The following is a 13281-nucleotide window of genomic DNA, read 5'->3' on the forward strand; positions in this document are numbered from 1 at the left end:
GCCTGAAACCTGCGGGCCGCCCCTAGCGGGCGGCCTGATCCCGCAGCATCTGATCCATGCTGTAGTAACCCGGCCCCTGCTGCGCGATCCATTCCGCCGCCCGCAGGGTGGTCGCCGCAAAGGCCCGGTAATCGGTCACCCGGCTGATGATCTCCAGCCGCTGCCCCGCCCCCGCGAAAAAGACGGTATTCTCGCAGACCACCTCGCCCCCTCGGGCCGAGGAAAACCCGATGCTGCCACGCTTGCGCCGGCCGGTTTCGCCATGCCGGGCAAAGACCGTCAGATCCGACAGCTCGGCCCCGCGCCCCTCGGCCGCATATTCGGCCAGCTCCAGTGCCGTACCCGATGGCGCGTCGATCTTGTCCCAGGGGTGGAAATCGAAAATCTCGATATCGAAATCGTCGCCCAGCAGCCGAGCGGCGGTTTTCACCAGTTCATACATGGCGATGACCGAGGCGCTCATGTTCGCGCCGACAAGGATGGGGATGGACCGACCCGCATCGGCCAGGGCGGCCTTCTGGTCGGCATCAAAGCCCGTGGTGCAGACCAGCACCGGCGTTCGATGCGCGATGGCCACAGGCAGCAGCGCCATGGTCGCGGCAGCAGAGCTGTAATCGACGATCACGTCCGAGACATCGCAGACCGCGCCCGCATCATCGGTGACCGCGATCCCCAGCGCGGGCAGCCCGCCAAGCATGCCGATATCCCGCCCCAGATCCGGCGAACCCGGCCTGTCGCAGCCTCCTGATATCGTGCAACTCTCGCTCGCGTTGATTTCCCCGATCAGCGTCCGGCCCATGTGACCGGCGACACCATAAAGCCCGATCCTTGTCATGCGCAGCCCTTTCGCAAAGGTTCAACGACACGGTTGAGGCAGCATACGCCTGAACTCGATTTCTGTCGCTGGCTGCAAGCTGGGTATGACGCGCCGGCAGTGCGGATTGCGCCCGTTTTCCGATCATTAATAAGCAATCGACTGCGGCTTGATCCTCATCATTTCATCGCAAGAAGTCCCCGCCAAGATCGTGGCAATCATCAAGCGAGTGTCAGGTGCAGAGGCTGAATCTGGCCGATGCACTGCGAATGGCTGGCGCGGGAGTTCAATATGCTGACCGCATAGCTAGGCTACACGGCCATTGACGACCCGTTTCTGAAGGGATCGGCGTCATCGGCACGGATGAACTGCACTGCGCAGTCGATGCCTATCGCGACAATTTCAACGCTCGTCCGGGTGACTGTTTCGACGTCGAGGCGGTGACAATCTGGCCCTTTGGCCCGCAGATGTTCGTCGGCTCGAACCCGATCAACTCGGTTGCCGACCCTCAGAGCATAAAGCTGCACCGCTTCACCGCCTCGATGTCAGAGACGCTGACTGAACTTGGCGCGCCCTCCGTTACCCTGTCCGTCCTCGACGGTCTATCCGACGCTGTAAGCGGGGGTCGCCAGTTGCGGCGTGACCTCGCCCATCCCGGCCAATACCGGGAAACGGCCCGAGGTCGCCAAATTCCTGATACCGCCGTCAGTCTCGGGCTCGGTTCAGGCACAGCTAGACAATCTGGGCTGGTGGCGTTGTTGCGGGCCGCCCAGTCTGGAGGAGCAGATGGCCTGCATAATATTCACCACACCGTTCCTGACCACGATCGTGGCCATCACCGCGGCGGGAATAGGCCCGGTCTGATGCTGGGTGTTTATCGTCGTCATGTGCGAAGCGTCGTTGCTGACCCCGCCCGTCGGCATGACGCTCAGGTTCATGCAGGCTGTCCGGCGCGGGGGGAATATCGACTCCGAGGTTGCTCCACTTCTCCGAAGCGGCAAACTGGGCCTCGCTGAGACGGTAGCAGGGGCGTCAATGCCCCTGCTGGCCGCGGTTCCCCAACAGCAGGTCGCGGCCGCCATAGATGCCCTCGACCGTCTGGACGGCAAAGCGTTCGCGGTCGCGGGCGCGCATGCCCTCGATCAACTCGTCGGCCTCGTCCTCATCGGCGCCAAGACGCAGCAAGGCCTCGCGGCCCATGGCAACGGCGCTTTCAAAGGTCTCGCGGATCTGCCAGTCGACGCCCTTGTTCACCAGTTCCAGCGCGTGGCCGCGGTCAAAGGCGCGGGCAAGGACCGGGACCAGCGGGAACTCGTCCTTGAGCAATTCAACGATCCGGGTCGTGGTTTCGGCCTTGTCGACGGCGACCACGATCAGACTGGCGCGGCCCGCGCCCGCCGCATGCAGCACGTCCAGCCGGGCGCCGTCGCCATACCAGACCTTGAAGCCAAAGGTTTCGGCGGCCTGAATCATCTCGGTATCGGTTTCAATCGCGGAAATATGGTGGCCGCGCGCCAGCAGCGGCTGGCTGACGATCTGGCCCATGCGCCCGAAGCCGATCAGCAGGACCGGGGCGGTCAGGTCGCTGGCCTCCTCAATCCCCTCCATCGATCCCGGCTCGGGCTTGATCAGCCGGTCGTGCAGGATGATCATCAGCGGTGTCAGCACCATCGAGATAATGATGATCGCGGTCAGGTTGGCGTTCCATTCCGGCTCCAGCACCCCGAATTGCGTGGCGCTGGCGTAAAGGACAAAGGCGAATTCGCCGCCCTGCGCCATCAGCACCGCACGTTCTATCGCCTCGGCCCGGTCGGATTTCGTGACCCGCGCGACCAGATAGATCACCAGCATCTTGAGGATCATGAAAGCCGGAACCGAGATGGCGATGACTGCCCAGTTCTTGGCAATGATCGCCAGATCCAGCGCCATGCCGACGCCCAGAAAGAACAGGCCCAGCAGCAGGCCGCGGAACGGTTCCACATCTGCCTCAAGCTGGTGGCGAAAGCTCGATTCCGACAGCAGAACGCCGGCAAGAAAGGCCCCCATTGCCATCGACAGCCCGCCTGCCTGCATCAGCACCGCCGCGCCCAGAACCACCAGCAGCGCGGCGGCGGTCATCACCTCGCGCGCGCCGAAACGGGCCAGCAGGCGGAACATCGGGTCCAGCAGATAGCGCCCGGCAAAGACCAGAACCACGATGCAGCCGATGCCGATGGCCACGCCCGTCAACCGGTCGGACATCGTCGTCTCGGCCCCGCCCGGTGCCAGAAAGGCGACCAGCGCCAGCAGCGGCACGATGGCCAGATCCTCGAACAGCAGGATCGAGATGATGCGGCGGCCCTTGGGCGTCGCCATCTCGTGCCGCTCCTCCAGCATCTGCATGACGATGGCGGTCGAAGTCAGGACGAATCCCGTGCCTGAAACAAAGCTGGCGGCGGCCGGATAGCCCAGAAGGATGCCGACCCAGATCAGCGCGCCGATGGCCAGCACCACCTGCAACAGGCCAAGGCCGAATATCTCGCCCCGCATCGACCACAACCGCGAGGGCTGCATTTCCAGACCGATGATGAACAGGAACATCACCACGCCCAGTTCGGCGACATGGATGATCGACTGCGCGTCCTGGAAAAAGCCCAGCCCCCACGGCCCGATGGCCAGCCCCGCCGCCAGATAGCCCAGCACCGAGCCAAGCCCCGCCCGTCGGAACAGCGGCACGGCCACCACCGCCGCCGCCAGAAGCACCACCACCGAGGTCAGATCGACTCCGCCCGCGTGATGCGCCGCCTCGGCTACTGCCGCTTCTGCTGCCATTCCCGATCTCCGTCCCGCAACGCGCTTTCCTTTCTCATAGCCGGGTTTCGGCTGCGGTCACCCCGAAATCTGGTACAGCCGGCAATCATGGGGATTTCGGGACACATGAGCCCCGCCCCGCGCAACTGCGGGACGGGGCGTGATCGCGTGGTGATCCTGCGGCGTGATCGACCACGGTTTCCACCGCCTTACCTGACGCGATTGTTCGCCTGCGCCCGGACCGAGAGGCGACCCATCGCCGAAATGCGGTAGGGGTTGGAATTGCGGGACTCGATCAGCCGCTTGCGGCGCAGTTTCGCCACGATGTCGAGCGTGCATCCCACCAGCAGCGCGCCGTCATGCGTAACGCATTCGGCATGGATCAAGCGGCCATTCGGCCCGCGCGCATAGCTTATCTGCCCACCCTGGGCCAGCACGTGCAGCACGCGCTGTTCGTTCTTGGAGATATTCATGTAAAAGCCTGTCAGTGAACCACGAAGGCACAGGCGTCAGCGACCACGCGCCACGCCCGGCATTCGATCACCCCGAGATTTCGGCGGTGATCAGGGGTTCAGAACAAGCTCGGACATCGACAATTCCCTTATCCGCAGGAACGGACGACAATATGCCTGCCGATGGGGTCGCCCGTCAAGCATGGGTCGTCTGGGAAATCCCATGGTCACGACACCCGGTTGTAGCCCTCTCAGCAAGGGGCGATGACGCGAATAGGATGGACTTTCGCATCAAATTTCGGCTAATCATGATGCAAATAGGAAAGACATTCGCATCATGCCCTGGATATGGCAAAGCCCGTCATGGCCGGAATTCGGCTATGACGCCCAGATCATCGAAGCCGATCTGGCCCGCGCCACCGAGGTGATCGGCGAAATTTCAGGCATGCGGCAAGGCCTTGGCGCCGAGGAACGCGAGGAACTGCACCTGCGCCAGATCGTGCAGGAGGCCTTGGGGTCATTCGGCATCGAAGGGGTCTTACTGGACCCGGCGCAGCTTGAAGTTTCGGTCGTGGCTTCGCTCAAGCATCGCGACCGGCATGCCTTCAGCCGCCGCTCGGACGCCATCGCGACGCTGCTGCTGACCGCGCGCGAGGATCACGCGCCGATCACCGCGGAAACGCTGTGGGAATGGCACCGGCTGCTGTTCTTCGGCATGGAGGTCGAGGATCTGGGCCGCTGGCGCGAAAGCGGCATCGAGATCGTGCGCTCGGCCACGGCAGGGCGGCATGACGTGCTGTTCGTGGCCCCTCCTGCCGAACGCATCCCGGTCGAGATGGCCCGCCTGCTGGATTGGATCGCGCAGGAACAGCGCATGCCGCTGGCGATCAAGGCCGCGATCGCGCATCTGTGGTTCGAGACCATCCACCCCTTTGCCGATGGCAATGGCCGGATCGGGCGGGCGCTGATCGAACATATCTTTGCACAGGCACGGGCGCTGCCCTTTTCCCTGTCCCGCCAGATCGAGGCGGAAAAGCGCGCCTATTACGAGGCTTTGCAGGCCGGTCGCCGCGACGACGACAACCGGATCGACGCCACCGCCTTTGTCCTGTGGTTCCTGCAATGCCTTGCCCGCGCCGCCGAGGCCGCCCGCGCCGAGGCGCAGTTCCTGCTGGCCCGTAACCGCTTCTTCCTTCGCTTTGCCCACCGGCTGCATCCAAGACAGGAAAACGTGCTGAGAAAGCTGTTCGCCCAGGGCCCGCAGCGGGTCGCCGAAGGGATCAGCGCGCGCAGCTATGCCCGGATCGCGGGCGTGTCCGGCCCGACCGCCACCCGCGACCTGAACGCCATCGCCGCGACGGGCGCGTTGCGCAGGTCCGATGCGGGCGGACGCTCGACCAGCTATGCCTTGATGCTGGATTAAGCGGCCATTCGTTGTAGCCTTCCCCGATCAAAGGGCCCGGACAGGAGGACAGATATGGACCAGTTCACCGGCGGCTGCCTGTGCGGCCGCGTCCGGATCGTGGCGCGGGGCCAGCCCTATCGGGTCGGGCTGTGCCATTGTCTTGATTGCCGCAAGCATCATGGCGCGCTGTTTCATGCCTCGGCGATCTTCCCGCAGGATGCGGTGGCCATCACCGGCGAAACCCGCGACTACCGCGGGCGGCATTTCTGCCCGCATTGCGGATCGCCGGTCTTTGGCCGCTCGGATGACGAGATCGAGGTCAATCTGGGTTCGCTGGATGCCACCGACCAGCTGATGCCGACCTATGAGCTGTGGACCTCCCGCCGCGAGGCATGGCTGCCGCCCTTTCCGATCGCCCGGCTTTACCCTCGTGACCGCGACAGCAGCAGCCGCCACGAGGGGTAATCACTTCAGCAGCCCGATATCGACACCCTCGGCCATGGCCTTGTTGCCTGCTGCACCCGGATGCAGCCTGTCGCCGCTGTCATAGGCCTCAAGCAGCTGCGCCGGAGCCGAAGGATCGCGCAATATCTGGTCGAAATCGACCAGCCCATCATGGAAGTCCGCCCCGCGCAGCCAATCGTTGAAACGGTTCCGCAAGTCGTCCTTGTCGGCGGACCAGTAGCTGTCCTCCATCGGCGTGCCGGGCAAAGCACCCTGAAACGGCGGTAGTGTTCCGACGATCAGGCGGATGCCTTGGGCATGCAACCTTTCGGCCAGTTGCAGATAGCCCGCCTGCAACCGCTCCAGCACCATCGGCGGCTCATCTGGCGCAAAGGGAGAGCCGGGCCAGGCGATGTCATTGGTCCCGATCAACAGGATCAGCGCATCCGCATCGGGCAGGGACAGCAGATCACGATCCAGCCGCGCCAATACGCTTTGCCCCATGCCGTCGGTCAAAAGCCGCCCACCCGAGATCCCGGCATTCACCACCGCCACGCCCTGCGGCGCAAGGCGGCGGGCCAGATGATCCGGCCAGCGCGCCTGCCCGTCCATCGGTGCGCCATTGCCGTCGGTGATCGAATCCCCCATCGCGACCACGACCTGATCCGCCGGATGATCGACCAGAACGCCCGCCAGCGCGATCCGGGTCGCGATTTCCTGCGCCACCTGCGGATCGGTTGCGGTCGGATCACCGCCCTTCAGGACAAAGCTGGTCTCGCGCGCGTCCCAGTGAAAATCCTGCGCCTGTGCATCCGGGCCAAAGCGCAGGGTCGCGGCGATGCGCTGACCCGCCGTAACGGGCAGATCGACCGCGTCGGAAACAAGGCTGGCCCCCGGCGCAATCTGCGCCTCGGGGCGCCCGCCAAATGTCACCACCCGGGCCGGACCAGAGGTCCGTGCACCGTCATCCGCTGGCGCAACCGCAGCCGCCGTGATGGCAAGCGGCTGGCTGCCATGGATATTCGACAGCACCAGCCGCAGCCGATCGCCAGACCATGCCAGTGTCAGCGGCTGGCGGATGACCTGCCCGGCAATGGTCGGGGGCAGGCCGGTCGGCAGCGGGAAATCCGCGCTCCAGACCGCTTGGGGACTGGCCAACCATGCCGGGGTCCAGGGATCGGCCTTGGCCGCACCGATCCCGACCGCAATGGATACCGCCAGCAGCGCGGCGCGGCTCACCAGACCGGTCATCATGCCCTCCGCACGGTGTGCAGGGCGATCAGGCCCGCGACAATCGGCGGGACCGCGGCCAGCAGGAACAGGCTGGACAGACCCCAATGCGCGGCCAACGCCAATCCACCTGCCCATGCGCCAAGCGCATTGCCAAGGTTGAAGGCCGAGATGTTCAGCGTCGAGGCCAGCGCCTGCCCGGTCCCCCGTACCTGCCGCAGGATGAAGGATTGCAGCGGTGCCACGGTGGCAAAGGCAGCCGCGCCAAAGACAAAGATCAACGCCGAAGCAAAGACCCGGTTGCTCATGCCCAGCCACATCGCCAGCAGCGTCGCGGCCAGCGTGAACAGCGTCAGCGGGATGCTGGCGCGCGGCCAACGATCAGCCAGCTTGCCGCCAAGGATATTGCCCAGAACCAACCCGGTCCCGAACAGCACCAACAGCGCCGACACGCGCGAGGCCGGGAAACCCGCCAGATCGGTCAGGATCGGCGCGATATAGGTAAAGACCAAGAACACCCCGGCATAACCCAGCACCGTCATCATCAGTGCCCGTGCGGGTGCAGGGGCGAACATGCCGCGCAGATCGCCCAGGGACATCGGCTCGGGTTTTTCGCGATCCTCGGGCAAGGCGACGGCAATGGCCGCAATGGCGACGACGCCGATGCTGGCCACCGCCCAGAAGGTCGAGCGCCAGCCAAAACCCTGCCCCAGCCACGTGCCCAGCGGCAGGCCAAGCACGGTGGCAAGGGTCAGGCCCGTGAACATCAGCGCGATGGCCGAGGCCTTGCGTTCCGGCGGGACCAGCGATTGCGCGACCAGCGCGCCGACGCCAAAGAAGGTGCCATGCGCGAAGCCGGTCACGATCCGGCCCGCCAGCAGGCTGCCAAAGGACGGCGCAATCGCGCAAAGCAGGTTGCCCAGCGTAAAGATCGCCATCAGCGCCAGCAACACATTGCGCCGCGCCATCTTGGCCGTCAGCAGCGTCAGCAGCGGCCCGCCGATGGTCACGGCCAGCGCATAGCCGCTGATCAGCAGGCCTGCCCTTGGGATCGAGACGTCGACCGAGCCTGCGACCTCGGGCAGCAGGCCCATGATCACGAATTCCGTCAAGCCGATGCCGAATGCGCCGATGCCAAGCGCCACCAGCGCCGGGGTCGTGCCGGACATCACTTGGTCCGTGCGGGAACTTTCATACATTGTTCAGATCCTGATTTCATTTGCGCTGAAGATCGGGCCAAGCAGCTTGTGAAAACAGTCGCTGAAAACTACAAAGACTTGTTCCCTGATGTCACAGATGGCGGTGATGCGAGACTCGAACCGGCTGGCCGAGCTGGAAACCTTCCTTGCCGTCACCGATGCGGGCAGCTTTTCGGCTGCGGCGCGGCTGCGGGGAATGACACCATCTGCCGTATCGCGGATGATGACCCGGCTGGAGCAACGGCTGGGCGCGATGCTGCTGAAGCGCTCGACCCGCAAGCTGCAGGTGACGGATGAGGGCCAGCGCTTTGCCCGCCGCGCCGCCGAGATCCTTGAGGCGCTGGCGGCTGCGGAACGCGAGGCGGGCTGCGGCAATGTCGCGGGGATCGTGCGCATCGCCACCAGTTCGGCCTATGCCAATCACATCCTGTCACGCATTCTGGGCCCCCTGCTGCGGGAATACCCGGAACTGACTGTCGAACTGGTGATCGGGGATCTGGTCAGCGATCTTTACAGCGAGGCGATCGATCTGGCGGTACGCGCCGGTCCCCTGCCCGATTCATCCATCGTCGCGCGCTCGCTGGGCCGCAGCGAATTGGTGGACGTGATAAGCAGCGCCCATGCCGATGACCCCGATCCGATCCACGGCGGCTTTTCCTATGGCCGCCGCGACCGGATCTGGAGCGTGCAGACTGCGCAGCTCAAGGCGACGGACGGGAACACGCTGGCGATGATGGCCGTCCATGCCGGGGTCCGGGTGCGCGCGGGGCTGTTCGTCGTCGCGGATGAGATCGCGGCCGGGCGTCTGGTCCGGCTGGACAGCGGCAGCCCCCCGGCGCATGAGGAATTCCACGTCCTCTACCTTGGTCAGGCCAAGGCACTGCCGCGCCGGGTCAGCATCGTGCTGGACCATATCGTGAAATTCGGGCGGGTCGATCAGCCGCGCGGATAAGGGCCGGTGCGGAACCGGCCCTGCGCGGTTCAAGCGATCAGCTTGGCGGTCACCTCGACCAGACGTTTCGCCTGATGGGCGACGGCGGCGCGGCCCTTGTCGTCGAACTTGCCCGCCTCGGTCGAGAAACCATAGGGGTTGCCGCCCGCCTCATATAGCACCGCATCGGTATAGCCCGGCGCGACGATGATCGCGCCCCAATGCATCGCGGTGGTGTAAAGGCCAAGGATCGTCGCCTCTTGTCCGCCATGCGGGTTCTGGGCGCTGGTGGTCGCGGTGAAGGTCTTGTTGGCCAGCTTGCCGCCCGCCCAGACCCCGCCCAGCGTGTCGATGAAGGCGCGCAGCTGGCTGGGGCTGGAGCCGAACCGGGTGGGTGCGCTGATGAAATAGCCATCCGCCCAGACCATGTCGTCAGCGGTGACGACGGGAATGTCCTTGACCCTTTCGACCTGCACCTTCCACGCCTCCTGTCCGTTCACCACGGCCTCGGGTGCGGTCTCGGCCACGCGCAGCAGGCGCACTTCGGCCCCGGCGGCGCTGGCGGCCTCGGCGGCGGCAAGGGCGACCTGATGGTTTGTGCCATAAGTCGAATAGAAAACAACGGCGATCTTGGGCTGTCCCATCCTCGGGCTCCTTCGGGTTTGGCCGATAGTCGCGGTGCAGCTTGCTCAAGTCCCGTTCAGAAAGCAATCGCCACGACTATTCCTGATCCCGACTGCCCGCGCGGGCGGCAGCGTCAATGACGGCGGCGCGAACCGCGCCAAGCCAGGGCGCGTCGCCCGCCGCCTCGGCCAGCACCCGCGCGCCGATCATCGCCGCAAACAGCAGCAGCGCATCGGGATCGGCCTGCCCTTCGCCGGATTGCGGACCGGCAAAGAATTTCTCCAGCAGCGCGCCCGTGCCCCGATCATAGGTGCCGCGCGCCGCATCACTGGCATTGCCGCTGGCGGCATGAGGGGCAAAGGCGATGATCGGGCAATGCCGCTGCGGATCAGGGCGCAGGTAATGCGCCACCAGCCGTGCCCGCAGCTCGCCCGTCTCGCGGTCGGTCTTGGCAAAGATCTTGGTCCAGATCTCGATCGCCTCATCAAAGGCCAGCCCGGCGGCTTCCTCGACCAGTGCTTCCTTGGATGCGAAATGCTTGTAGAAGCCGCCCACGGTCATATCGACCGCTGCCATGATATCGGCGACCGAGACCGCCTCGACCCCGTTTTCGCGAAACAGGCGGCTGGCGGCCTCGACAATCCGAGTCCGGTTTTGTGCCGCCTGCTCCGCCGAGGACCGCCCCATGCCTAGCTTCCTTTCCTGAATACCAGCAGCTTCGCCTTGAAGTCCTGCAGGACCTCATCCGCCTGATTGAGCGTCAGGCTATGCGCCAGCACGATGCCCCGATCGGGCCGCGAACGCGAGGGCAGGATATCGACCACGGTGCTTTTCACCCGCAAGATATCGCCCGGACGGGTCGGGCGCGGCCATGCGACCTCGCCGCCCGCACCGATCAGACCCTGCGCGAGGGGCAGGCAGTCGACCAGCAGCTTCATCGTGATCGACATGGTGTGCCAGCCGCTGGCGGCAAGGCCCTGAAAGAAGGTCTGCTCGGCTGCCTCGGGGTCGATATGGAAGGGCTGCGGATCGAACTGAGTCGCAAAGGCGATTATCTGTTCGGCGTCCAAAGCGTGCTCGCGGCTGTGGAATTCCTGCCCGACCCACAGGTCTTCAAGATACAGCTTTTCCGGCAAGCGATTGTCATGCATGTCGATTTTCCTCCTCATCCGGCAAGACGACCTGCGTGCCGGTCGGGACTTGCCATTTTAGATTATATACGACATCTATTTTGGACAAGCCTGACGTGGCGTCGGGCAGATCCCCTTTGCAGCCGGATTGTCCCCATGCCTCCGCCCATTGTTTCCTCGCCCCGAAACCCATGGATCGTGCTGTTCTGCGCGGCCGCGCTGGTCACCATCGCCATGGGCATCCGGCAATCCTTCGGTCTGTTCCTGCGCCCGATCGAGCTGGACCTTGGCATCGGGCGCGAGGCTTTTGGTCTGGCCATTGCGGTCCAGAACCTGATCCTTGGCCTTGCGCAGCCCTTTGTCGGGGCCTTGGCCGACAGGCACGGGGCGGGCCGGGTCGCGGCTGCGGGCGGACTGCTTTACGCGCTGGGGCTGGTGCTGGTCTCGACGATTTCGGGCGCGGTCGGGCTGAACCTGACGCTGGGCCTGCTGGTCGGCATGTCGATGACCGGGGTGACCTTTGTCGTGGCGATTGGCGCGGCGGTCCGGGCCGTGCCCAGCGACAAGCGCGGCCTTGCCGCCGGCATCGTCACGGCGGGCGGCTCGGTCGGGCAGTTCCTGCTGGTCCCGATCGCGCAGGGGCTGATCGGTGCCTTTGGCTGGCGCGAGACCTTTCTGATCTACGCCGCGCTTGCCGCGACCATGGCGCTGCTGGCCATCGGCATCTCGGGTCGCGCCGCACCCGCCACGCCCCTCGATCAGCCCACCCAAAGCTTTGCCGAGGCGCTGCGCGAGGCCGCCAGCCATTCCGGCTTCTGGCTGCTGAATGCGGGCTTCTTCGTCTGTGGCTTCCATGTCGCCTTCATCGGCACCCATCTGCCGGCATTCCTGACCGACAAGGGGCTGGACCCGGCCATCGGAGCAAGGGCGCTGGCTTTGGTCGGGCTGTTCAATATCCTCGGCTCATATGTGTTCGGAATGTCCGCCGACAACTGGCGCAAGAAACACGTGCTGGCCGCGATCTATCTGGGCCGGGCGGTGGTGATGGCGCTGTTCCTGGCCTTTCCGGTCACGCCGCTATCCGCCACGATCTTTGCCTGCGCCATGGGCTTTCTGTGGCTGGGGACCGTGCCGCTGACCAGCGGGCTGATCGGCCAGATCTTCGGCATCCGCTACATGTCGACGCTGTTCGGCATCGTCTTTCTGTCCCATCAGGTCGGCTCATTCTTTGGGGCATGGGGGGCGGGATATGCCTATCGCGTGACGGGCTCCTACGATTTCGCATGGCAGGCCTCGATCGCCGTCGCCATCATTGCTGCGGCGCTGCATTGGCCGATCAGGGACGCCCCCATGCCGCGACTGGACCCCGCGGAATGAAGGCGGCAATGGCCCCCCTGACCGCTGTTCAACGGGCCATCATCTTAGCCACCATCCTTGGCATTCTGTTGGCCGGAGCGATTCTATGGGAGGCCTACGGCCTGCCCGTCGCGCTGCTGAGCGCCTTTCTGCTGTGCTAGCCGCGGGCTGCGGCACTTTTACCAAAGAGCCGAGGAGCCAAGATCGCCATCATCGTCCGTGACGACCTCGCAAAAGCTGAACGTCACCGCCTTCCTGATGAGCGGGGTCGTGGGCGCCGCGCCCGAGATCATCGGCGAGCCCTATCAGGACGCCGAGGCGAACAGCTATCACAGCCTATGCGTGCAGCCGATCATCGTCCTGTCCGGCAGTTCCGATACGCTGAAAACCATCCACCGCCGCGCCCTGGATCGCGCCGTGCCGCATGCTTTACATCGAGGAGATGCTCTCGGCCGGGCATGACGACGCGAACCGTGCCGTATTCGCCGAGCACGGCCGAGGCCGCCAAGGTCGTCGGCATCGCCTTGCGCGAGGACAGGAAACTCGTCGACAAGATCACCAAGGGCGCAAGGATGCGCCCCTAGCCAGCTCTTCCATCGACGATGAGTTGTGGTTTCCCCTTTGAGCAGGGTTCGATGCGGGCTTTGACGTCGAAGACGTGGCGCAGGAGGTCTGGGGTGACGACCTCGGGGGTGGGGCCGCAGGCGATGAGCTGGCCGGACTGGATGACCATGGCCGCGTCGGAAAAATGCAGGGCGTGGCCGATATCGTGCAGGGCAACGATGATCAGCAGGCCCTGCTCGCGGGTCAGGCGGTGCAGCAGCGCCAGCAGGTCGATCTGGCGGCTGAGATCCAGGGCCGAGGTCGGCTCGTCCATCAGCAGGATCTGCGGGTTCAGCACCAGGA

16 protein-coding genes are annotated in these 13281 nt (G+C 64.9%); 7 read left to right on the forward strand and 9 right to left on the reverse strand.

What is annotated here, in order from left to right:
• Positions 1-22 precede the first annotated feature (22 nt).
• A complete protein-coding gene (gene dapB, locus GL300_RS16625) occupies positions 23-835 on the reverse strand; it encodes a 4-hydroxy-tetrahydrodipicolinate reductase (protein ID WP_155040779.1) in 813 nt (270 codons plus the stop codon).
• A 618-nt stretch (positions 836-1453) separates the two neighbouring features.
• Between dapB and GL300_RS16630 the strand changes: the two genes are divergently transcribed.
• On the forward strand, positions 1454-1678 hold the full coding sequence (locus GL300_RS16630) for a hypothetical protein (protein ID WP_155040780.1): 225 nt from the start codon (positions 1454-1456) through the stop codon (positions 1676-1678).
• A gap of 168 nt (positions 1679-1846) precedes the next feature.
• Here the strand turns inward: GL300_RS16630 and GL300_RS16635 are convergent, their stop codons facing one another.
• Both GL300_RS16635 and GL300_RS16640 read right to left on the reverse strand, forming a co-directional pair.
• The gene (locus GL300_RS16635; protein WP_155040781.1) at positions 1847-3625 is read right to left on the reverse strand and encodes a monovalent cation:proton antiporter-2 (CPA2) family protein; all 1779 of its coding nucleotides are present in this window, start codon (positions 3623-3625) and stop codon (positions 1847-1849) included.
• A 188-nt stretch (positions 3626-3813) separates the two neighbouring features.
• The gene (locus tag GL300_RS16640) at positions 3814-4077 is read right to left on the reverse strand and encodes a YjhX family toxin (RefSeq protein WP_155040782.1); all 264 of its coding nucleotides are present in this window, start codon (positions 4075-4077) and stop codon (positions 3814-3816) included.
• Positions 4078-4393: 316 nt separating this feature from the next.
• On the opposite strand from GL300_RS16640, the gene GL300_RS16645 reads away from it, so the two are divergent.
• Both GL300_RS16645 and GL300_RS16650 read left to right on the forward strand, forming a co-directional pair.
• Complete coding sequence (locus GL300_RS16645; protein WP_155040783.1) at positions 4394-5479, forward strand: Fic family protein; 1086 nt, start codon at positions 4394-4396, stop codon at positions 5477-5479.
• Positions 5480-5533: 54 nt separating this feature from the next.
• Positions 5534-5926, forward strand: coding sequence for a GFA family protein (locus tag GL300_RS16650; protein ID WP_155040784.1), 393 nt, complete (start codon positions 5534-5536; stop codon positions 5924-5926).
• On the opposite strand, the gene GL300_RS16655 is transcribed toward GL300_RS16650, so the two are convergent.
• Together GL300_RS16655 and GL300_RS16660 are read right to left on the reverse strand one after the other, a co-directional pair.
• Positions 5927-7156, reverse strand: a complete 1230-nt coding sequence (locus GL300_RS16655; protein ID WP_170297695.1) for an SGNH/GDSL hydrolase family protein — start codon at positions 7154-7156, stop codon at positions 5927-5929.
• On the reverse strand, positions 7156-8304 hold the full coding sequence (locus GL300_RS16660) for an MFS transporter (protein ID WP_155040786.1): 1149 nt from the start codon (positions 8302-8304) through the stop codon (positions 7156-7158). The genes GL300_RS16655 and GL300_RS16660 overlap by 1 nt, the downstream gene beginning before the upstream one ends.
• A 118-nt stretch (positions 8305-8422) precedes the next feature.
• Between GL300_RS16660 and GL300_RS16665 the strand changes: the two genes are divergently transcribed.
• On the forward strand, positions 8423-9286 hold the full coding sequence (locus GL300_RS16665; protein WP_155040787.1) for a LysR family transcriptional regulator: 864 nt from the start codon (positions 8423-8425) through the stop codon (positions 9284-9286).
• A 29-nt stretch (positions 9287-9315) separates the two neighbouring features.
• On the opposite strand, the gene GL300_RS16670 is transcribed toward GL300_RS16665, so the two are convergent.
• From GL300_RS16670 to GL300_RS16680, 3 genes are all read right to left on the reverse strand, one after another.
• A complete protein-coding gene (locus GL300_RS16670) occupies positions 9316-9909 on the reverse strand; it encodes an NAD(P)H-dependent oxidoreductase (protein ID WP_155040788.1) in 594 nt (197 codons plus the stop codon).
• 76 nt (positions 9910-9985) lie between these two features.
• Positions 9986-10576, reverse strand: coding sequence for a TetR/AcrR family transcriptional regulator (locus tag GL300_RS16675; protein ID WP_155040789.1), 591 nt, complete (start codon positions 10574-10576; stop codon positions 9986-9988).
• A gap of 2 nt (positions 10577-10578) precedes the next feature.
• Positions 10579-11040: a MaoC family dehydratase gene (locus tag GL300_RS16680; protein ID WP_155040790.1), complete on the reverse strand. Its 462-nt coding sequence runs from the start codon at positions 11038-11040 to the stop codon at positions 10579-10581.
• A 135-nt stretch (positions 11041-11175) separates the two neighbouring features.
• Between GL300_RS16680 and GL300_RS16685 the strand changes: the two genes are divergently transcribed.
• The 3 genes from GL300_RS16685 to GL300_RS26735 are packed head-to-tail and all read left to right on the forward strand — an operon-like array spanning position 11176 to position 12837.
• Positions 11176-12396 (forward strand): MFS transporter, encoded by a 1221-nt coding sequence (locus tag GL300_RS16685; protein WP_155040791.1) that lies wholly within the window; start codon positions 11176-11178, stop codon positions 12394-12396.
• An 8-nt stretch (positions 12397-12404) separates the two neighbouring features.
• Complete coding sequence (locus tag GL300_RS27120; RefSeq protein WP_281353152.1) at positions 12405-12536, forward strand: hypothetical protein; 132 nt, start codon at positions 12405-12407, stop codon at positions 12534-12536.
• Positions 12537-12594: 58 nt separating this feature from the next.
• On the forward strand, positions 12595-12837 hold the full coding sequence (locus GL300_RS26735) for a DUF2000 family protein (RefSeq protein ID WP_343043088.1): 243 nt from the start codon (positions 12595-12597) through the stop codon (positions 12835-12837).
• A 118-nt stretch (positions 12838-12955) separates the two neighbouring features.
• Here the strand turns inward: GL300_RS26735 and GL300_RS26195 are convergent.
• Positions 12956-13281, reverse strand: a 326-nt coding sequence (locus GL300_RS26195; RefSeq protein WP_170297696.1) for an ATP-binding cassette domain-containing protein, incomplete at its 5' end; no start/stop codon positions are given.

The sequence above is a fragment of the Paracoccus litorisediminis genome (genome assembly GCF_009711205.1).
Lineage (GTDB): Bacteria > Pseudomonadota > Alphaproteobacteria > Rhodobacterales > Rhodobacteraceae > Paracoccus > Paracoccus litorisediminis.

What these genes read in the sequence shown, in the direction of transcription:
- dapB (WP_155040779.1), bottom strand. Translation starts at nt 835, where the DNA reads ATGACAAGGATCGGGCTTTATGGTGTCGCCGGTCACATGGGCCGGACG.
- GL300_RS16635 (WP_155040781.1), bottom strand. Translation starts at nt 3,625, where the DNA reads ATGGCAGCAGAAGCGGCAGTAGCCGAGGCGGCGCATCACGCGGGCGGA.
- GL300_RS16640 (WP_155040782.1), bottom strand. Translation starts at nt 4,077, where the DNA reads ATGAATATCTCCAAGAACGAACAGCGCGTGCTGCACGTGCTGGCCCAG.
- GL300_RS16645 (WP_155040783.1), top strand. Translation starts at nt 4,394, where the DNA reads ATGCCCTGGATATGGCAAAGCCCGTCATGGCCGGAATTCGGCTATGAC.
- GL300_RS16650 (WP_155040784.1), top strand. Translation starts at nt 5,534, where the DNA reads ATGGACCAGTTCACCGGCGGCTGCCTGTGCGGCCGCGTCCGGATCGTG.
- GL300_RS16655 (WP_170297695.1), bottom strand. Translation starts at nt 7,156, where the DNA reads ATGACCGGTCTGGTGAGCCGCGCCGCGCTGCTGGCGGTATCCATTGCG.
- GL300_RS16660 (WP_155040786.1), bottom strand. Translation starts at nt 8,304, where the DNA reads ATGTCCGGCACGACCCCGGCGCTGGTGGCGCTTGGCATCGGCGCATTC.
- GL300_RS16665 (WP_155040787.1), top strand. Translation starts at nt 8,423, where the DNA reads ATGTCACAGATGGCGGTGATGCGAGACTCGAACCGGCTGGCCGAGCTG.
- GL300_RS16670 (WP_155040788.1), bottom strand. Translation starts at nt 9,909, where the DNA reads ATGGGACAGCCCAAGATCGCCGTTGTTTTCTATTCGACTTATGGCACA.
- GL300_RS16675 (WP_155040789.1), bottom strand. Translation starts at nt 10,576, where the DNA reads ATGGGGCGGTCCTCGGCGGAGCAGGCGGCACAAAACCGGACTCGGATT.
- GL300_RS16680 (WP_155040790.1), bottom strand. Translation starts at nt 11,040, where the DNA reads ATGCATGACAATCGCTTGCCGGAAAAGCTGTATCTTGAAGACCTGTGG.
- GL300_RS16685 (WP_155040791.1), top strand. Translation starts at nt 11,176, where the DNA reads ATGCCTCCGCCCATTGTTTCCTCGCCCCGAAACCCATGGATCGTGCTG.
- GL300_RS27120 (WP_281353152.1), top strand. Translation starts at nt 12,405, where the DNA reads ATGGCCCCCCTGACCGCTGTTCAACGGGCCATCATCTTAGCCACCATC.